Below are 19725 nucleotides of genomic sequence, written 5' to 3'. Positions count from 1 at the left end.
GATTTACTACCCCACGCGAGATGTCTCGGCAAGCTCGACATGACGGTTCTTTCCCTAAACTTCTCTACCATTAACTTCCCCTTTCCCAAGTTTTTCGATGCGCTTTCTACTACCTGATTTTATTCGGCAGCGATGCTTGTGGCTGGCGCTGATGGCTTGGGTAGCCGCGGCACCGGCCATAGCCCAAACCGACCACTCGGCCCCGCGCGCCCGGCCGTACTACCTCGACCTTAAGGAGCAGACTATTCGCCTGCCCGTGCGCGATTGGTACGTGGCGCAGGTGCTGGACACCCGGCCGGGCCAAAGCGCCATCGGGGTTATCATCCACGGCATCAGCAACAAGCAGCGGGCCGTGCTTTTTGAGCAGGGCCTGGTGCCCGAGCTCACGGCTTGGATGCAGCAGCAGGCCCCCCGGCAGGCCACCGACCACGCCGTGGTGCTGTGCGTGCGGCAGCTGCGGGTGGGCGAACTGGTGGACGGCAAAAAATGGGGCGGCACGTCGTCGGCCGACCTGATGGCCGACGTGTACGCTGTGCAGCCCGACGGCTACCATTTTGTGCGCCGCGTGGCCGACCGCGTCAGTGCCCCGGGCGTGGGCCTGGACTTTGAGCACTCCGTGCGCCTGGCCACGCTGCTGGGCAACTGCCTGCGCCAGCTCGCGGTGGTCGACTGGGCCGCGGCGGCCAAACGGCCGGTTCGCACCCTGGCCCAGCTGGCCACCGACCAGCCGCAGGCCGTGCGCCCGGCCATTGCGCGGGTGGCCGCGCCGCGCCGAGGCGTATACTTCACAGTCGATGATTTTCTGGCCAACCAACCCGACACCCTCACCCGGCTGCAGCTCGACACCCTGCACGCGGCCACGCTGGCGGCGGGCAGCGCTTCCGAATGGAAGGGCACCATGGTGCTCAAGGTGCACGCCCGCAGCGCAGCCGGCAGCCGGGTGCCCGGGCACGAAGTGTGGGGCTTCTCGGATGGGCGGCAAGCCTACGTGCGGCAGCTCAACTTCTACCGCCCCCTTACCCGGCAGGCCGACTGCTACACCTTCGTCGGAGCGGCGCCGATTGACATGCTGGCCGTGAACCAGCGCAATAAACGGTTGCTCGAAAGCAGCCTAATCGGGGTTGGGCACCTGGGCGGCACCATGAACGATAACACCGGCCAGCCCATGGTGTACTCGCTGGACCTGCATACCGGCCTGGTGGCGCCCTTCCTCACGCCCGGCCAGCCTTTGCGCAAAGACACGGCTTTTGTGTACGTATACCGCCCGGCCAGCGCCCCCGATGCCGTCCAGCGCGTGTTCCTCAACGACCACGAAGTAGGCCAGCTGCGCCCCGGTGAGTACCTGGAGCTGTCCTGGCCGCACTTCGGCCGCCCCATGCGCCTGAGCATGGGCACCTTGGGCGGGCCGGCCACGCTGGCCGTGCCCAGCACCGCCACCGCCAACTACGTGAAGCTGCTCAGCGCCTCGGCCACCAGCCCCTGGCAATGGATGCCCACCCGCCAGGGCGAAGCCGAAGTGGACGCGCTGGAACGGCGGGGCAAGCCGTAGGAACGCCACGCAGCACTACTATCAAGCCAGCTCCACGCTGGGGTCCCAGAACAGCTTCTGAAAATCGACCACCCGGTCTTCCTCCACGCGCACGCCTTCGGCTTCGAGGGCTTCCTGCATGGCGAAGGGCGTGGCGAAATGCATTCGCCCGGTGAGGTGCCCTAGGCGGTTGACCACGCGTTGGGCGGGCACGGGCTGCTCGGCGGTGTGGGCGGCCATCATGGCGTAGCCCACGGTGCGGGCGCCGTGGCGGGCGCCCAGGTAGTGCGCAATAGTGCCGTAGGTGGTGACGCGGCCGGGCGGAATGAGGCGCACGACCTCGTGCACGTCCTGGAAAAAATTACGCGGTTCGGTTGGGTTTTGGGCGGTCGGCTTCATCGGGGCGAAGGTAGTCTCGGTCAGGGTAGCGCCCTTCTACGTCTATTATATGGGCAGCGAAGCAACTTTTCACCCGAATTTTGCCCTATTGCTAGTTCTGGCACTGCCACTCCGCTACCGTATTTCACTAGCGCCGAGCTTGCTACCGAACATCCGCCGCCGCTTGTGCGTTCTTGCCTTCTATGTCTTCTGAAAACCAAACGACTGCCCCGCCCAAAAACTGGGATACCACTTCCACTCCCGCCCCCACTGCTGCGCCACCCTCCGCTCCTGCCCCAACTCCGGAAACACCGCCGAAAGGTAAACGCAGCTGGCTGGGCTGGTTGATAGCAGCCTTGGTTATCGGCGGCATGGTCTGGGCCAAGATGACGTATTTCCCCAGCCCAAACGCGGGCGAAAAAGGTGGTAAAGGTGGCGCGGCCGGCGGTGCCAAGGGCGGCAAAGGTGGGCCTGGCGGCGCGGGCGGCCCCGGCGCCAAAGTGCCCGTGCAGGTGTACGTGGTAGCCGCCACCAAGCTCTCCGACGAAGTGGCCTCGACAGGCTCAGTGATGGCCGACGAGTCGGTGACCATCCAGAGCGAGATTTCAGGCAAAATCACCAGCCTCAACATTCAGGAAGGGAAGGCCGTGCGCAAGGGCCAGCTGCTGTTCACCATCAACGCGGCCGATGTGCAGGCTCAGCTTCAGAAGCAGGAATACAACATCAAGCTCTACCGCGACCAGGAGCAGCGCCAGCGCACGCTGCTGGCCAAGGAATACATCAGCCGGCAGGAATATGAGCAGTCGCAAAACGCCCTGCTCACCTCGCAGGCCGACCTCGCCGCCCTGCGCGTGACCTTGCAAAAAGCCTACGTGCGGGCGCCGTTCGATGGCATTCTGGGCCTACGCAACACCTCGGTGGGCGCCTATGTGTCGCCGGGCACGGCCATCACCACGCTCTCGCGGGTGTCGCCGGTGAAGATTGACTTCAACGTGCCCAGCCGCTTTGCCTCGGCCGTGCGCGTGGGCGACCCGGTGCAGGTGACCGATGAGGCTTCGACCAAGAAAATAGAAGCCAAAGTCTACGCCATCAACCCGCAGATTGACCCCGTGTCGCGCACGCTGCCGGTGCGGGCTATTTACGCTAATAAGAATATGGAGCTGCGCCCCGGCGGTTTCGTGAAGGTGAACCTGGAACTAGGCGAAACTGCCGAGGCCCTGCAGATTCCGACCGAAGCCGTGGTGCCGGTGGCCAGCGGCTACACGGTGTTCACAGTGAAAAACGGCAAGGCCGCCGTTCAACCCGTGAATATTGGCGTGCGCTCGGACAAGGTTATCCAAATTACCAAAGGTCTGGCCGTGGGCGACACGGTTATTCGCACCGGCATTTTGCAGGTGAAAGCCGGTGACCGGGTTTCAATACAGAAATAGTAACGCTGCACGATTGTAGATACGCATACTTGCGTCTCGTCGTCTGTGCCGCCTGAGCGTCATCGTTCAACGACGAGACGCAAGTATGCGTCTCAACCTCGTTCAATCAATAGATTATGAGTCTTTCCTCCGTCAGCATCAACCGGCCGGTGCTCGCCATCGTGATGAGCTTGCTCATTGTGATTTTTGGCGGCATCGGGTTCCGCTCGCTCGCCATCCGCGAGTACCCGAGCGTGGACCCGCCTATTATCACGGTGCAAACCAGCTATACCGGCGCCTCGGCCGACGTGATTCAGAGCCAGATAACCGAGCCGCTCGAAGAGGGCATCAACGGCATCGCGGGCATCCGCAACCTGTCGAGCACCAGCCGCGACGGCGCCAGCACCATCACCGTGGAATTCGACCTCGACGTGGACCTGGAAGCGGCCGCCAACGACGTGCGCGACAAGGTATCAAGCGCGCAGGGCCGCCTGCCGCGCGACGTAGACCCGCCCACCGTGAGCAAGGCCAACGCCGACTCCTCCCCCATCATCCTGAGCTACTTAAGTTCTTCCTCGCGCACGCTGCTGGAGCTGACCGACTACGCCAACAACGTGCTCAAGGAGCGTCTGCAAACCATTCCCGGCGTGAGCGAAATCCGCGTGTGGGGCGAGCGCAAGTACTCCATGCGCCTCTGGCTCGACCCTATCAAGCTGGCCGCGCTGGGCGTGTCGCCGGTGGACGTGCAGCAGGCCCTGGCCCGCGAAAACGTGGAGCTGCCCAGCGGCGCCGTGCAGGGCCAGAGCACCCAGCTCTCGCTGCGTACCATGGGCCGCCTCTCCACCGTAGCGGACTTTAACAACCTGATTATCCGCAACGACCCCACCTCGCTGGTGCGCCTGAGCGACATTGGCTACGCCGAGCTATACCCCGAAAACGACCAGACCATCCTGCGCCGCAACGGCATTCCGATGGTGGGCATCATGGCCATTCCGCAGCCGGGCACCAACCAGATTGCCATCACCGACGAGTTTAACAAGCGGATGAAGCAATATCAGAACGACTTGCCCAAGGACCTGAAGGTGAGCACTGGTTTTGACAACTCGGTGTTTATCCGGGCTTCGATTGCGGAGGTGGAGGACACGATTATTGAGGCCTTCGTGCTGGTGGTGGTCGTGATTTTCCTGTTTCTGCGCGACTGGCGCTCTACTATCATTCCGGTGGTGGCCATTCCGGTGTCGCTCATCGGCATTTTCTTCGTGATGGACTTGATGGGCTTCACCATCAACGTGCTGACGCTGCTGGCCATCGTGCTGGCCATCAGCCTAGTGGTGGATGACGCCATCGTGGTACTGGAAAACATCTACAGTCGAATTGAGGAAGGAGAAAGCCCGATGGAAGCGGCTAAAAATGGCTCGGAGGAAATCCTCATGGCCGTTATTTCGACTACCATCGTGCTGGCGGCGGTGTTTCTGCCGGTGGTGTTTTTGTCGGGTATCACGGGCAAGCTGTTCCGCGAATTCGGCATTGTGCTGGCCGGCTCGGTGCTGATTTCGGCCTTTGTGTCGCTCACGCTCACGCCCATGATGTGCTCGAAGCTGCTGAAGGCGGGCGGCGACCACAACTGGCTGTACCGCAAGACCGAACCCTTCTTCCAGAGCCTCACCAACGGCTACCGCAACGCCCTCATCACCTTCCTTGACCGGCGCTGGCTGGCCTGGGGCCTGGTGGCGATGACGGGTGTGGGCATCTGGTTTTTCATGAAAACGCTGCCCTCGGAGCTGGCTCCGGTGGAAGACCGCAACCGCCTCAGCATCAACGCCACGGCCCCGGAAGGCGCCTCGTTCGAGTACATGGACAACTACATGGGCGAGCTGACCAAAGTACTGACCGACAGCTCCAAGCAGGACGCCGACAATATTCTGACCGTGACTTCGCCCGGCGGCGGCAGCAGCGGCGGCGCGGCCAACTCAGCCATCGCCCGCGTGCTGCTGAAGGACCCCGAGCAGCGCCCGCACTCGCAGCAGCAGTTGGCCGACATTCTGACGGCCACTGTGAAGAAATACACCGGCGCCCGCGTGTCGGTGTCGCAGGACCAGAGCATTAGTTCCGGCGGGGGCGGCGGGCGCGGCGGCAGCCTGCCGGTGGGCTTCGTGGTGCAAACGCAGGATTTTGAGAAGCTGACGGCCGCCGTGCCCAAGTTTCTGGAAGCCGCGCTGGCCGACAAAACCTTCAGCTTCGTGGACGTGAACCTGAAGTTCAACAAGCCCGAGCTGCGCGTGGTGATTGACCGCGAAAAGGCCCAGACGCTGGGGGTGAGCGTGCAGGACATCTCGCAGACGCTACAGGCCGGCCTCAGCGGGCAGCGCTACGGCTACTTCATCCGCAACGGCAAGCAGTACCAGATTATCGGCCAGGTGGCGCGCGAAAACCGCAACCAGCCGCTGGATGTGCGCACGCTGAACGTGAAAAACCGCAGCGGCAAGCTCGTGCAGCTCGACAACGTGATTACGTTGGTGGAGAAGAGCACGCCGCCGCAGCTCTACCGCTTCAACCGCTACAACGCGGCTACGTTCTCGGCATCGCTGGCCAAGGGCAAGACGCTGGGCGAAGGCATCGCCGCCATGCAGGCCATCGCCGACAAGCAGTTGGACGACTCGTTCTCGACGGCCCTCACCGGACAGTCGCGCGACTTTGCCGAAAGCTCCTCCTCGGTGCTGTTCGCTTTCGGGCTGGCGCTGGTGCTGATTTACCTGATTCTGGCCGCGCAGTTCGAGAGCTTCCGCGACCCGGGCATCATTATGATTACGGTGCCGCTGGCCTTGTCGGGCGCGCTGTTCAGCCTCTGGTACTTCAACCAGACCATGAACCTGTTCTCGCAAATCGGCATCATCATGCTGGTGGGTCTGGTGACGAAAAACGGCATTCTCATCGTCGAATTCGCCAACCAGAGTGTGGAGAAAGGCGCCGATTACATGACTGGTTTGATTGAAGGCTCGGCCGCCCGTTTCCGGCCCATTCTGATGACGAGCTTGTGCGCCGTGCTGGGCATTCTGCCCATTGCCATGGCGCAGGGCGCGGGCGCGTTGGGCCGCCGGGCCATGGGCATTGGCGTGGTGGGCGGGCTGCTGTTTGCCACGGGCCTCACGCTGTTTGTGGTGCCGGTGATGTACTCGTATTTCGCCACGGCCAAAAAGCATTCGGCTAAAAAAGCAGCCGTTGAGCCGGAAGCGGTGACGGCTTAATTTAACAGAACGTCATGCAAAGCGCAGCGAAGCATCTCGCGTGCATGACTTGTATCGATTGATTTACTACCCCACGCGAGATGCTTCGCTGCGCTCTGCATGACCACCTTTCGGGGCAGCTATTCCTTCCATGAAATTCCCTTCCTTTCTTTTTCTTTCTCTTTTCCCCTTCGCCGGCTTGGCGCAGCAGCTGCCCGCCACGCGCCCCAACCAGCTGGCGCGGCCGGCCACGGTAGCACCAGCGCCGGGGCTGTCGTTGCAGCAGGCCGTGGCCGAGGCGCTGCAGCACAACTACGGCATTTTGCTTTCTCGAAAAGACGCCCAGATTGCGGAAAACAACGTGACGCGCGGCAACGCCGGCCAGCTGCCCAACATCAACGCCAACCTGACCCGGACATTCAACAACAACAACATTACCTCGACGGTGGGCGACAACGCGCCGCGTGTCATCAACGGCGGCACGTCGAATCTGCTGAACTCGAACGTGACGCTGGGCTGGACGCTGTTCGATGGTTTTGGGATGTTTATCGCCTACGACCGGCTGAAAACCCTGCGCCAGCAGCAGCAGCAAATCACCCGCGCCACGGTGGAGGAAACCGTGGAAACCGTGACCAACGCCTACTACGACGTGGTGCGGCAGGCCGGCAAAATCACCTCGCTGGAAGAGGCCCTGAAAATCGGTCAGGCCCGCATCGACCTCACCCAGGCCCAGGTAGACGTGGGCGTGAGCGCCAAAGTGGAAGTGCTGACCGCCCGCGTGGACTACAACGCCGACCGCAGCCTTTTCCTGCAGCAACAACAGGCCCTGGCAGCTGCCAAAATCACCCTCAACAACTTGTTGGGCCGCGCCCCGCGCCAGGATTTTGAGCCCAGCGACAGCCTGACCGTGACCCGCGACCTGCGCGAGGATGTGGTGACGACCGGCATCAAGGCCAACAACCCGCGCCTGGCCCAGGCCCGCCTGGGCGTGGATGTGGCCACTTACGACCGCCGGCTGGTGACGGCCTCGCGCTTCCCCCAAATCGGGCTGGTGACGGGCTACGGCATCAACCGCAACATCAACAACGCGCAGTTTATCACGCTGCCCACCGGCCCGGTGCTGAGCACGAGCGTCAACAACACAGTGGGCCTGAACTACGGCATCACGGCGTCGGTACCGATTTTCAACGGTTTTAATATCCGCCGCCAGGAGCAAAACGCCCGCGTGGTGGAAGAGCAAAGCAAGCTCAGCCTGGCCCAAACTGACCTGCAGCTCGACGCCGACGCGGCCACCGCTTTTGCGCAGTACCAGAACTTTATCCAACTGCTCGACCTCGAGGAAACCAATATTCAGCTGGCCCGCCAGAACGTGGACATTGCCCTGGAGCGCTACCGCCTGGGCCTGCTCACGCCCCTGGCCCTGCGCGAAGCCCAGCGCAACCAGCTCGACGCCGAAACCCGCCTGCTCGACATCCGCTACTCGGCCAAGCAGGCCGAAATTGCCCTGCGCCGCCTCAGTGGCGACCTGGTGCGCGCCGCCCAATAATGCAGGCGGCGCCCACGACTTCGCGCTTTTCGGTGCCCGCGGTGCCGGCCGTGCTGCTTTCTATTGTGAGCGTGCAGGGCGGGGCGGCCATTGCCAAAGGGCTGTTTCCGGTGCTAGGGGCGGCCGGCACCACCAGTCTGCGCATTGGCTTGTCGGCGCTGGTGCTGCTGGCGGTGGTGCGGCCCCGGCTGGGGCAGTTGCGGGCCGCGCAATGGCGGGCGGTGGCACCCTACGGCCTGGCCCTGGGCGCCATGAACTTTCTGTTTTATTGCGCCCTAGCCCGCATTCCGCTCGGGCTGGCCGTCACGCTGGAATTTGTGGGGCCGCTGGGGCTGGCGCTGGCCGGCTCGCGGCGCTGGACCGACGCTTTGTGGGCCCTGCTGGCGGCGGGCGGCATTGCCCTCATCGCCCCCTGGGGCGGCACCGGCCTCGACCTGCCGGGCATGGCCCTGGCGCTGGCCGCGGGCGGCTGCTGGGCGGTTTATATTGTGCTGGGCCAGCGCACGGCGGCCGTGCTCCCGGGGCCGGTGGCCGTGACGGTGGGCATGCTGTTTGCGGCGCTGCCGGTGCTGCCCTTTGGCGTGGCCAGCGGCAGCTTGCTGGCCCTCACGCCGCACCTGTTGCTGCTGGGCGGGCTGCTGGCGCTGTTCTCCAGCGTGCTGCCTTTCTCGCTCGAAATGCAGGCCATGAAAACGCTGCCCACGCGCACGTTCAGCATTTTGATGAGCCTGGAGCCGGTGGCGGCGGCGCTGTCGGGCTGGCTGCTGCTGGGCGAGCAGTTGACCGTGGGCCAATGGCTGGCCGTGGGTTTCATTGTGGTGGCCAGCGTGGGGGCCACGCTCACGGCTGCGCCGGCGCCCGCGCTGCAAGGCGACTAGCCCAGACGTCGGCGCGTGCTGCTTGTCCTCTGGCAAACATCAAAAAGCCCCGGCACTGCGCAGTGCCGGGGCGTTCTGGTTAAAGGGCGTGTCTGGTTTTGACAGGACGGATTGCTTCGTCGTGCCTCCTCGCAATGACAGGCAAAGCAAGTGACTATTCCTTCACGAAGCGCTTGGTTTCCTTGCTGCCGCTGGTGATAATCTGGTAGTAATAGGTGCCGGCGGGCAGGTCGCTCAGGTTGAGCTGCTGGGTGTGCGGGCCTTTTTCGGCGTTGGGCTCATTCACAAGGGCGCGCAGCTGGTTGCCGTTTTTATCGAGCAGGTTGACGGTAATGGGACCGGCTTTTTTCACCTCGTAGTCGAGCTGGCTGGTGGCGACGGTCGGGTTGGGATAGAAGCTGGTGGCACCGAGGCTGCGCTCGGAGTCTTCTGCTTTGGGCTCCATCAGCAAAAACATGACGGGCCGGAAAACGCGTTGCATTTCGCCAAATCCGCGCATATGGCCGCCGAATTTGGCTAGGTGCTCCTGCTGCTCGGGCGTGGCATTTTTCAGGGCAATGGCTTTGATGTCGGTGGCCCATTTTTCCTTCTGGGGCTGCAACTCTTCGGACAGCTTGGTAAGGATGGCGCTGTATTGCTGGGCCATCTGGGCCACGTTCATCATAATGCCGCGCGTTTCCTTGTGCAGCTGATAGAACTGCTCGCGCTGGGCCTCGGTGAGGGTGGGGCGCTCGCCCTGCGGGGCAGCGGCCGGTATCAGGGCCTGGTGCAGGGCCTGGCCTTTTTCCCGCAACGCTTTGAGCTGGGTGCGGTAGGTGGCAAGCTGGGCGCGGTCGTCGGCAGCAAGCTGTAGCTCCAGTTTCTGGCGCTGCCGGAGCAGCACGGGCTGCACGTTGGCCTCGTAATAGGCTTTTATTTCTCGGCCGCCGGGCCGGCCTTCGTGGGGGTGCCGGCCGCCCCGGGCCACGCCCGCCACACTAGCCAATAGAAACACGAGCAACAGAAGCCCGAAGAGTTTGAGTGAAGGTGCTTTCATAGTAATTCCGGGGGTAAATGGTGGAAGGTCAACAACAAACCCATAGACGCAGCCGGTGCCACAGGGTTTAAACAAGTTATATTTTTTCTGGCTATTTGACATTTAAACTAGCTGTTTGAGAATTTACCAGCCTATCATATCGAGCTTGCCGAGACATCTCGCGTGTGGTAGTAGCTCAATCGTGAAAACGGCTTTGATTACTTCGACACGCGAGATGTCTCGGCAAGCTCGACATGACGTTCCTTTTGCCCGTTTCATTTCTTCCTTGCTCACTCTTCATTCCTCATTAAGCAAAGCGTCATGCCTTACCGCCACACCATCGGCCAGCGTGTCTACGTGTTCGACGACCTGAAAATGCTGCTGGCGCGGGCCTCGCCCCTGCGCTCGGGCGATGTGCTGGCGGGCGTAGCAGCTGCTACTTACGAGGAGCGGGTGGCGGCCCAATATGCCCTGGCTGACGTGCCGCTGCGCGCTTTCCTCAGCGAAGCGTTGGTGCCGTATGAGCAGGACGAGGTGACGCGGCTGATTATCGACACGCACGACCAAGCCGCATTTGCGCCCATCAGTCATTTCACGGTAGGGCAGTTGCGCGACTGGCTGCTGTCGGAGGCGGCCGAGGGGGCGGCCCTACAGGCGCTGGCGCCGGGCCTCACGCCCGAAATGGTGGCAGCCGTGAGCAAGCTGATGCGCAACCAGGAGCTGATTGGCGTGGCCCGGCGCTGCGAAGTCGTCACGCGGTTTCGCAACACGCTGGGGCGGCGCGGGCACTTGGCCACGCGCCTGCAGCCCAACCATCCCACCGACGACCTGCGCGGCATCGCCGCCAGCCTTGTCGATGGCCTGCTGTATGGCAGCGGCGACGCCGTCATCGGCATCAACCCGGCCACCGACAACCCACGGGCCGTGGGCAACCTGCTGCACATGCTGGATGCCGTGCGCGCGCAGTACGAAATTCCGACCCAGACCTGTGTGCTTTGCCACGTCACGACCACGCTGCAGCTCATCGCGCAAGGCGCGCCCGTGGATTTGACGTTCCAGTCCATCGCCGGCACCGAGGCGGCCAACGCCAGTTTCGGCATCAGCCTGAGCCTCTTGCAGGAAGCACACGAGGCCACGCTGGCCCTGCACCGGGGCACGCTGGGCCAGGATGTGATGTATTTTGAAACCGGCCAGGGCAGCGCCCTCTCGGCCAACGCCCACCACGGCCTCGACCAGCAAACCTGCGAGGCGCGGGCCTACGCCGTGGCCCGGCGGTTTCGGCCGCTGCTGGTTAATTCGGTGGTCGGCTTCATCGGCCCGGAGTATTTATACGACGGCAAGCAAATCACGCGGGCGGCGCTGGAAGACCATTTTTGCGCCAAGCTGCTGGGCCTGCCTATGGGCGTGGACGTGTGCTATACCAACCACGCCGAGGCCGACCAGGACGACATGGACAATCTGCTCACGCTACTGGGCGTGGCGGGTTGCAACTTCATCATGGGCATTCCGGGGGCCGACGACATCATGCTCAACTATCAGTCCACCTCCTTCCACGATGCCTTGTACCTGCGGCAGGTGCTGGGTTTGCGCCCGGCGCCGGAGTTCGAGGCGTGGCTGTTGCGGCAGGGAATTTTTGGCGAAGGTGGGCACTTGCGGCCCGCGGCGCAACACCCGCTGCTGGGCCTGGGGTCGTTGCAGAAACCGTCCTAATGCGCCGTAGCTCGAACTTTCAGTTCGTGTCCCCGCGCCTGTCGGCTGTCGTTCTGCGACGCGAACTAAAAGTTGGCGCTATTACCTACTTTCGGCCCCATGACTACCGCCCAGGACCTGATTGAGCAGCTGCACCTGCAGCCCCACCCCGAAGGCGGCTACTACCGCGAAACCTACCGCGCCAGCCTTCACACCACGGCCGAAAGTGGCGCGCGGCGCAACGTGAGCACGGCCATCTACTACCTGCTGGAAAACAACGACCGGTCACATTTCCACCGTATCCAGTCGGACGAGCTGTGGTTTTTTCATCAAGGGCAGCCGCTGGAAGTGCTGCTATTGGAAGACGGCCTCACCACATTCACGCTGGGCCACGAGGTAGGGCGGGGCGAAATGCCGCAGGCTGTGGTGCCGGCCCACACCTGGTTTGGCGCTCGGGTGAAGGGCGGCGTGGGCTTTTCGCTGGTGAGCTGCACGGTGGCGCCGGGCTTCGATTTTGACGATTTTGAGCTGGCCGACCGCACCCGGCTCATCCAGGAGTTTCCGGATCAGGCGGCGATTATTGAACAGTTTACCTAGCGCCGTTCTTGTACATTCCCTTCTCCGCCAATGAGCCCCTCCCCCGACCCCTGGACCGGCTTGCGCGCCTTCACGGCCGCCCGCATTGCGCTGGGCCGCACGGGCACCAGCGTGCCTCTGGCGGAAGCGCTGGCATTCCGGCTGGCCCACGCCCATGCCCGCGATGCCGTGTACTCAGCCCTTGATACAGCCCGGCTGCTGGCCGATTTAGCGGAATTGAAGCTGCCCCTGGGCTCAGTTCACAGCCAGGCCACCAGCCGCGAGGTGTACTTGCAGCGTCCCGACCACGGCCGGGTGCTGGATGCAGCATCGCGGGCGCAGTTGGCCGAAATGGCCTTGGGGGATTGTGAACTAGCCATTGTGCTGGCCGACGGGCTTTCGGCCACGGCCACCAACGACCATGCCATGCCACTATTGCGACTGTTGCTGCCGCAGCTGCAGGAAGCGGGCTTCCGAATAGGGCCGCTGGTGCTGGCCGGGCAGGCCCGCGTGGCGCTGGGCGATGAAATCGGCCACCTGCTGCGGGCGCGGCTGGTACTGGTACTCATCGGCGAGCGGCCGGGCCTGAGCTCGCCCGACAGCCTGGGCGCCTACTTCACCTATGCCCCCCGCCCCGGCCTCACCGACGAGGCCCGCAACTGCGTGTCGAACATCCGGCCAGCCGGGCTGGGCTACAAGCCGGCGGCCGACAAGCTCGCCTTTCTGCTCCGGCAAGCGCTGCGGCGCCAGCTGTCGGGCGTGCAGCTGAAGGACGATTCGGGCCTACTAGCCAGTTGATTTTGCGGGAATTTCAAAGGGGAAAGTCCCGCGCCGACAGTGCATATCCCAATAGCTGTCACCTCTGGCCACTCATTCTGCTTCAATCAGCTTTGTTCTACTGCCGTTTGAAACGTTTGGCGTCCCCAACCTTTTGCTTGCGGTCTGCTTCGCCCCTGTAGCGGCTTCTATTACGCGCGCCGCATTTCTGCTTTTTCTGAGCTGCCATAAAAAAAAGGCCGGCCCCATGAGGCCGGCCTTTTTAAAAGAGGCTTTTGCACTGCCGGTTGGCAGTTATTCTATCACCACTTTGCGAACCAGCGGCGTGCCATTCACATTCAGCCGCAGCGTGTAGACGCCGGCAGCCAGGCCGCGCACGTCGAAGGCAGTGTCGATGGCCTGGCCGGCCGGCGCGCTCAGTGAGCGGGTCAGCACGGTTTGGCCCAGGGAATTGAGCAGCGTGGCCGCCACGGCGGCTTTGTTGCTCAGCACCGGCAGTTGCAGGCGGAACGAACCCGAAGTCGGGTTCGGGAACAGCTGCACCTGTGCGTTCAGGGCCTGGGCAGCTGTGGTAGCCAGCGCATTGGCCGACCGGAACTCAACCGAGAAACGCCCCGTGGCCGAAGTACCAGCCAGCGCGAAGGCGTAGCTGGTGCCAGTGGTCAGCACCGTGCGCGTACCGGTGAGGGCGTCAATCAGCGTGGCCGTACCGGCGAAGTTGGCCAAGTCGGCTGCCTCGAAGCGGTAGCTGCCGGCCTGCGGCACCCGCACCGTGAGGGGCACCAGCACGGCGGCATTGCCCAGCGTGGGCAGGCCGTTGATGGCCAGTTCCTCGCCATTGGCCAGCGAGGCCAGGTTCAGGCCGCTGGGGTTTGCCAGTTTGGCGGCGTCGTATTCGGCATCGCGGCCGGCGGTGGCGCCGGCTTCAAAGTAGATGTAGGCTTCATCGAGGCCGGTGTTGGCGCCGCTCAGCAGTAGCTGCAGTTGCGGGCGGGTGTCGGCCGCGCCGCGCCCGAAGGCCGGCTGCGTGCCGAAAGTCGTGACGCGGTTGGCATTGGTCAGGTTCACACTGCCACTGCTGACCGGCAACTGCAAGCGCACGAAGTAGCCCGAAGCCGTGGGAATGAGAGACGAAGTACCCATGCCGTTAGAGTAGGTGCGGTAGGTGCCGCCATACTGGCCGCTGCTCTGAAATACGTACATGGCTCCGTCCACGCCGGGGCGCTGGCTGGTCGTTACGGTGCTCCAGTCCAGCGGGGCCGGGTAAGGGTTGCCCAGAAATTGCCAGCCCCCGTCGGGGCTAGTACCCCAGTTCAACGTACCCGAGTTCTGGGCGCCGTTGTTTAGCAAGCCCACGAAGTCCACCAGCGCGGTGTTGGGCGCGTTCACGGTATAGCCCCGGTTCACCGTCATGGCACTGCCCGAGGCCGGCACGAACCAACCTTTGTCGAAGCCTACGTAGTTCGAGGTCACGGTGGTCACGCGGCCTTGGTCGTAGCCAAACACGGTGGGGAAAGGCGTGGTCAGGCTCGGCGTGGCCGAGGTATTGTAGTTCGTATTAAACGTCGGCGTGAAGTTGGCCGTGGCCAGGTCGTCCACCGTGGTGTTGCTCACCGGCGCCGAGTAGTGGCGGTAGCCAATGGCATTGGCGCTGTTGATGTAGCGCTGCACGGTGGCCGTGCCGTTCACCACGCTGCCCTGCGTGCCATTGTCGAGCACGGCCGTGCCGGTGGCCGACGAGAGCAGCGTGAACGTCTGGCCGCCCGTGTTCAGGTTGCCCACCTGCAGGGTCACCTGCTGGGACACGAAGAGGGCCTGGCTCAGGGTGAGGCCGGTAGCGTTGTTCACGCCCAAAGCGGCTACTTGCGCGGGCAGGCCCGGCCCCGTCACCTGAGCCGACGTACCGTTGTAGATGTAGGCCGCCCCGGCGTTGTAAGACCGGGTGCCCGACACGCGGATAGCGCCCAGCGCCCCCGTAGTGTAAATACCGGCCTGGTCGCAAATGGCCAGCGCCCCGCCGGCCTGCAGCACGAAGCTGCCCGCGCCCGAGATGGACTGGCAGTTCTGAATCAGCAGGCCGTTGGGCAGCACCGCGAGGGTGCCGGCCACGGTGAGGGCCCCGCTCACGATGGCATTGCCGCCCGGGGCAATGGTCACGTTATTGTAGTTGCCCGAAATGGGCGTGGGGGCCGTGGGCGTGCCGCTGCTCACCGTTAGGTCGGGCAGCGCGGCCGCCTGACCGTTGCCGCTCAGGTTGATGATGTAGGTGCCTTCGTCGCTGTCGTTGTTGTTGATGGTAATCGTGCCGGTGCGGGTGCCCGGCGCTGTAGGCCCAAACACCGCCGACACCGTGGCCGAGTTGCCGGCCGCAATGGTGAAGGGCGTGGCGGGGCCACTGGCGGTAAAGTCGCCGGTAGCAGCCAAGCTGCTAATGGTCAGCGTAGCCGAGCCCGTGTTCTGCACCGTGAAGGAAACCGGGCTGAAACTGCCCACCGTGGTGGTGGGGAAGCCGCTGTAGGTGCTGCCGCTGGCATAAGCCGTGGCGCCCTGCAGCACATCAATTTCCGGCGCGGGCACCGCCGTGCCGTTGCCGGTCAGGTTCACGGTGTAGGTGGCGCCGGTGGTGGCATTCGAGTTAATTACCAGTGTGCCCGTGCGGGTGCCGGTGGCAGTAGGCGTAAAGGTCACGCTCACGGTGGCCGTGCTGCCGGCGCCTATGGTGGTGGGCGCCGTGCCGCTCACGGCAAAGTTGCCGGTGGTGACGATGCTGCTGATGGTGAGCGTGCCGGTGCCGCTGTTGGTCAGCGTGAAGGCTACCGGCGCGCTGGTAGTGGCCAGCGTCTGGCTGCCGAAGCTGTAGGCGGTGCCGCCGCTGGGGTAGCTGGTGGCGCCCTGCGTCACGGCCAGCGTGGGAGCGGGCGCGGCGGCGGTAGTCAGCGTCACGGCCGTCGAGGGCTGGCTGGGGCTCGCAAAACCGGTGTTGCAGTTCGAGGTCACCGTCACCGAGTAGCTGGTACCGGCCGTGAGGCCCGTCAGGCCAACCGGCGAAGCGCCCGTGGCCGTAATGGCCGTGCCGCCGCCCGCCGGCGTTGCCGTCACGGTGAAGGGGCCCGTGCCGTTCGGTCCGGCCGCCACGGTCACGTCGGCCGAGGTCTGGGTGATGTTGCTGAACGTGGGCGTGCCGGGGGCGCTGCACGCCACCGGCGCCGTGTAATCCGAAATCTGCAGGTCATCGACCGAAATCCGGCCGCTGGCGGCTGAGTTGCTGATGCGAATGCGCACCGGCCCGGCAATATTGGCCGTAAAAGTGTACGGTTGAAGGGTATTGGTAACGGCTGTTGTAGGGCTGATATAAGCGGTGTAAGCCGTCGTGCCACCGTTCGATACCGACACCACCAACTGGCCGTTGCTGTCGCCGGAGTAGTTGCCAGCCAGCAACGTGATAGTACCGGCACCATTGGCCTTGTCGAAGTTCATGGTTACCGAGCCCTGGCGAATGCGGGCACTCTTAGCGCCATTCTTCAAGTCATTGTTCGCCGTGCCGAGCAGCGCTTCATCAAAGGTGTAGCTGCCCGTGGCCAGCGTCACCGAGCCTGTTGTATAAGCGCCCTTGGTGCCCATCTCAAACGGCTCGAAGAAGCCCGTGGGCGTCCCCGTTACCGTCAGCGTCTGGGTGCCGCTGGTGCCGCCCGTGGTGGTCACAGCCACCGGGAAAGTGGTGGTGGTAGTCGAAGCCGGCGCCGCTAGGTCCGCCGTCAGCGTGGTGCTGCTGGTCACGTTCGTCGGCACGTTGGCGCCGTTGAAGCTCACAGTGGCCCCACTGATAAAATCGGTGCCCGTGAAGGTCACGGTCGTGGTCTGGCCGGCCGGAATGCTGGTGGGGTTGATGCTGGTCAGCGTCGGGACCGGTGCCTGCGTGTCGAAGGTGATGGCCGGGGTCGAGGTGGCCGTGGTGGTGCCGCCGCAGTTGCTGCTCACCGTCACGGTGTAGGTGGTGTTCGGCGTGAGCCCACTCAGGGCAATGGGCGAAGCCGTACCCGCTTGCGTCAGGGTAGTGCCCCCGGCGGCGGTATAAGTCACGGTGTAGCCGCCCGTGGCGGTAGCGTTGCCAGTGAAGGAAATGCTGGCCGTGGTGGTGCCGATGCTATTGGCCGCCACACCGGTGGGGGCCGTGCAGGGCGTGGCCGGCGTGGTGGCCGTAGCCGCCGTCGAGGTGGGGCTGGTGCCGCCGCCCGTGGCCGCCGTGCAGGTGCCCGTCACGGTCACGGAATAGCTGGTGCTCGGCGCCAGGCCCGAGAGCGTGATGGGTGAGCCGCTGCCCGTAGCCGTCACGGTGGTACCGGTAGCAGGCACCGCCGTCACGGTGTAGGGCCCTACGTTGGTCGCGTTCGGCGTGAAACTAACCACGGTGCTCGTGCTCGTGGTGCCCGAGAAGCTGGGCGTGCCTGGCGCAGCGCAGGTGGCGGGAGCGCTGCAAGGCGCCAGCGTGGTCGACCGGTTGCGCAGCACGGGCGTGCCGTTGGCAAAGTCTGCCGCGTTATCGTTGGAATCCGTACAGCCACTGCCAGCCCTGAAAAGCGCCGTGACCGTGCTGGTGGGGGCCGGGGCGCGGCCGGTGCCTTCGTAGGCGTTGGCCGTGGTGCCGAACCCGACAAAATCAACCAGGGCAGCCGAGGTGGGCGGCGTGGGCCCGCTGTTGATTCCAAGCGCCGTGCTGTTGCTGGTGAGCGCCAACTTGGCCGCGGTGTTCGACAAGCTGCTGCTGCTGGTGGCCGTCACATAGTCGGCTTGCCCCGCACCCGTTCCCTGCAGAATGTCGGCCCCGGCGGTGCCGGCGCTGCCCAGCACCACGGTGTAGAACTGGCCGGGCTGCAGGTTGATGGCCGTACCCGGTGTGGCGGTTATCGCATTCACCGCATAGCTACCCGTCGTGCTTGTGGCGGAAGCATACTGAATGCTGTAGTTGCTGATATCAACCGAAGTCGCTCCGCGGTTGAACAGCTCAACATAATCGCGCTTGTAGGTGGTGCCGGCGGTACCACTGCCACCACCGGCGTATATCTGACTGATTACCACCTGGGCCCGCCCCGCCAGCGGCAGCAGCATCACCAGTAAAGTTAGCAGCCGCGCCCAGCGAAAGGGCTGCCCATTCCTGTAAGTTTGAAACATAAGCGAAAAAGTGAAGGAGTGAAAAGTGAAAATACATTAGATGTACGACCTACTATGTGTTTTTCTACAAGATAATCGGCGCATGGTATCTAATCTTCAAACCTAATTTCTGAAAACACCTAGCCAAGGTAGGCAAAAAATCAGGAGGCCCAAACGGCTCTTGATTAGTTAACATTTTCCTCATTCTGGCAGCATTCAGCGCAGCGCCCGCAGCTGCTCCAGTGCTTCCTGGGTTTCCTTCTCTTTGTCGCCTTCCTTCTCATCTTCCGATTTCGGCTGCTTCGGCGTACTGCCGTAAAAGGCCAGAATGTTTTGCCGAGCGGTTGGGCTCAGGGCCTCAAATTTCTTTTTAGCCAGCTTGCGCACCCACTCGCCATACGTCTCATCGGCCAGGCCATACTCGCCGGCGTGTGTGGGCTTGCCGGTGTCGAAGTCGGAATTGACGAGGGGGAGTGGGGCGGCGGCCGTATCGGCCGGCTGCCGAGCGACGTTGGCGCAGTAGCTGGCCATCACCTTGCGGAAGCTGGCCCGGAAAATCTGCTCGGCCTCGGGCGTGGGCAGCTTGAAGGCGAACGGCTTGAGCGGCCCAATCTTGGGCAGCACCCGAATAAAATACGAGATGATGCGCGCCCCAAAACCCGGTTTCTGGTAGTCATTGCCAAACTCCTTGCGGAAAGCTTTGGGGTGGTTGCGCGCCATGTAGTCGCGGCGCCGGGCGCCGGGGCTCAGCTTCATGATGTCCTTGCGCTTGTAGTGCCAGGCCGCCCGGGCCGCCTGCGGAATCAGCTGGCTCACCGCAAAGCGGAAGCTGGCAATGCTCAGGTCCACGTTCACAATCACCTGGCCCAGCTCCAGGCCATAGGTTTTCAGGAAGGCCCGCTCCAGCGGCGCCTTGCTCACCTTGAAACCGATTTTCTGGTGGTAGTCCTGGCTGTGGTACTTGCCGTTGGCCAGCTGCACCACATCGAAGGAAAATTCCAACTGCCCGTGTTGCACCTTGCCTTGCTCGTAGGTCACTACGTCGCCGTACTTGGCTTTCAGGTCGGGGTACACCAGCGGCACGGCCCGGTTGGTGCCTTCGGAGTGGCCATTGAGGTCGGCCGAATAGTGGGCCAGCGCGCCCAAGGCAAAAGCGTAGTCGTTGCGGTCCTGCGCTTCCAGAATCAGGTTGCGAATAAAATCGCCCGAGCGCACGTAGTGCGTCAGGTTCGTAAACAGCACCGAGCCAAACGGATAGTAGCCCATGTCCTGAATAATGGCCCCGCCGTAGGCATACGCCTTGGCATCAATCAACTCTTCGGGCGTGGTGGTGGGGTAGCGCTTCAGAATGGCCGGCACCAGGCAGCGCTCCCAGGTCGAATCAATGTTGGCCTCGTGCGTCAGCACGGCGTAGCCCGCCGCCGGACGGGCCGAAAAAGCCAGCAGCACCGCTAGCAACAGGAAATAAATGCGGGACATGCAGAAAATAAGTAAGCCCGACGCTGGGAGCTGCCTCGGGGCTCCTGCAACGGCAAACCCCGCCCTTCTGTTTTGTGC

The 19725-nt window shown here is 63.4% G+C and carries 12 protein-coding genes; 8 read left to right on the top strand and 4 right to left on the bottom strand.

The genetic code is table 11. The features are described 5' to 3' along the window. Nucleotides 1–97: 97 nt before the first annotated feature. Nucleotides 98–1549 (top strand): hypothetical protein, encoded by a 1452-nt coding sequence (locus tag Q5H92_RS24480; RefSeq protein ID WP_305014207.1) that lies wholly within the window; start codon nt 98–100, stop codon nt 1547–1549. Nucleotides 1550–1570: 21 nt separating this feature from the next. Here Q5H92_RS24480 and Q5H92_RS24475 read toward each other — a convergent pair whose 3' ends face one another. Further along, on the bottom strand, nt 1571–1927 hold the full coding sequence (locus Q5H92_RS24475) for an MGMT family protein (RefSeq protein WP_305014206.1): 357 nt from the start codon (nt 1925–1927) through the stop codon (nt 1571–1573). A 182-nt stretch (nt 1928–2109) separates the two neighbouring features. Between Q5H92_RS24475 and Q5H92_RS24470 the strand changes: the two genes are divergently transcribed. The 4 genes from Q5H92_RS24470 to Q5H92_RS24455 all read left to right on the top strand — a co-directional run bounded on the left by Q5H92_RS24470 (nt 2110) and on the right by Q5H92_RS24455 (nt 8963). After that, a complete protein-coding gene (locus tag Q5H92_RS24470) occupies nt 2110–3336 on the top strand; it encodes an efflux RND transporter periplasmic adaptor subunit (RefSeq protein WP_305014205.1) in 1227 nt (408 codons plus the stop codon). A gap of 116 nt (nt 3337–3452) precedes the next feature. Further along, nucleotides 3453–6560: an efflux RND transporter permease subunit gene (locus tag Q5H92_RS24465; RefSeq protein WP_305014204.1), complete on the top strand. Its 3108-nt coding sequence runs from the start codon at nt 3453–3455 to the stop codon at nt 6558–6560. A 130-nt stretch (nt 6561–6690) separates the two neighbouring features. After that, nucleotides 6691–8085, top strand: coding sequence for a TolC family protein (locus Q5H92_RS24460; RefSeq protein WP_305014203.1), 1395 nt, complete (start codon nt 6691–6693; stop codon nt 8083–8085). Then, nucleotides 8085–8963, top strand: coding sequence for an EamA family transporter (locus Q5H92_RS24455; protein ID WP_305014202.1), 879 nt, complete (start codon nt 8085–8087; stop codon nt 8961–8963). The genes Q5H92_RS24460 and Q5H92_RS24455 overlap by 1 nt, the downstream gene beginning before the upstream one ends. Nucleotides 8964–9117: 154 nt before the next feature. Here Q5H92_RS24455 and Q5H92_RS24450 read toward each other — a convergent pair whose 3' ends face one another. Further along, complete coding sequence (locus tag Q5H92_RS24450; protein ID WP_305014201.1) at nt 9118–9999, bottom strand: T9SS type A sorting domain-containing protein; 882 nt, start codon at nt 9997–9999, stop codon at nt 9118–9120. 300 nt (nt 10000–10299) lie between these two features. On the opposite strand from Q5H92_RS24450, the gene Q5H92_RS24445 reads away from it, so the two are divergent. From Q5H92_RS24445 to eutC, 3 genes are all read left to right on the top strand, one after another. After that, the gene (locus tag Q5H92_RS24445; protein ID WP_305014200.1) at nt 10300–11688 is read left to right on the top strand and encodes an ethanolamine ammonia-lyase subunit EutB; all 1389 of its coding nucleotides are present in this window, start codon (nt 10300–10302) and stop codon (nt 11686–11688) included. 99 nt (nt 11689–11787) lie between these two features. Further along, the gene (locus Q5H92_RS24440; RefSeq protein ID WP_305014199.1) at nt 11788–12264 is read left to right on the top strand and encodes a cupin domain-containing protein; all 477 of its coding nucleotides are present in this window, start codon (nt 11788–11790) and stop codon (nt 12262–12264) included. A 30-nt stretch (nt 12265–12294) separates the two neighbouring features. Continuing rightward, on the top strand, nt 12295–13041 hold the full coding sequence (gene eutC, locus Q5H92_RS24435) for an ethanolamine ammonia-lyase subunit EutC (RefSeq protein WP_305014198.1): 747 nt from the start codon (nt 12295–12297) through the stop codon (nt 13039–13041). A 273-nt stretch (nt 13042–13314) separates the two neighbouring features. On the opposite strand, the gene Q5H92_RS24430 is transcribed toward eutC, so the two are convergent. Both Q5H92_RS24430 and Q5H92_RS24425 read right to left on the bottom strand, forming a co-directional pair. Further along, the gene (locus tag Q5H92_RS24430) at nt 13315–18189 is read right to left on the bottom strand and encodes a beta strand repeat-containing protein (protein ID WP_305014197.1); all 4875 of its coding nucleotides are present in this window, start codon (nt 18187–18189) and stop codon (nt 13315–13317) included. Nucleotides 18190–18384: 195 nt separating this feature from the next. Further along, nucleotides 18385–19647 (bottom strand): zinc dependent phospholipase C family protein, encoded by a 1263-nt coding sequence (locus tag Q5H92_RS24425; protein ID WP_305014196.1) that lies wholly within the window; start codon nt 19645–19647, stop codon nt 18385–18387. Nucleotides 19648–19725 lie beyond the last annotated feature (78 nt).

Origin of the sequence: Hymenobacter mellowenesis, from assembly GCF_030581005.1 — a bacterium.
Lineage (GTDB): Bacteria > Bacteroidota > Bacteroidia > Cytophagales > Hymenobacteraceae > Hymenobacter > Hymenobacter mellowenesis.
Note: the sequence above shows the minus strand (reverse complement) of the source record. Positions and strands in the feature narration are given on the sequence as shown.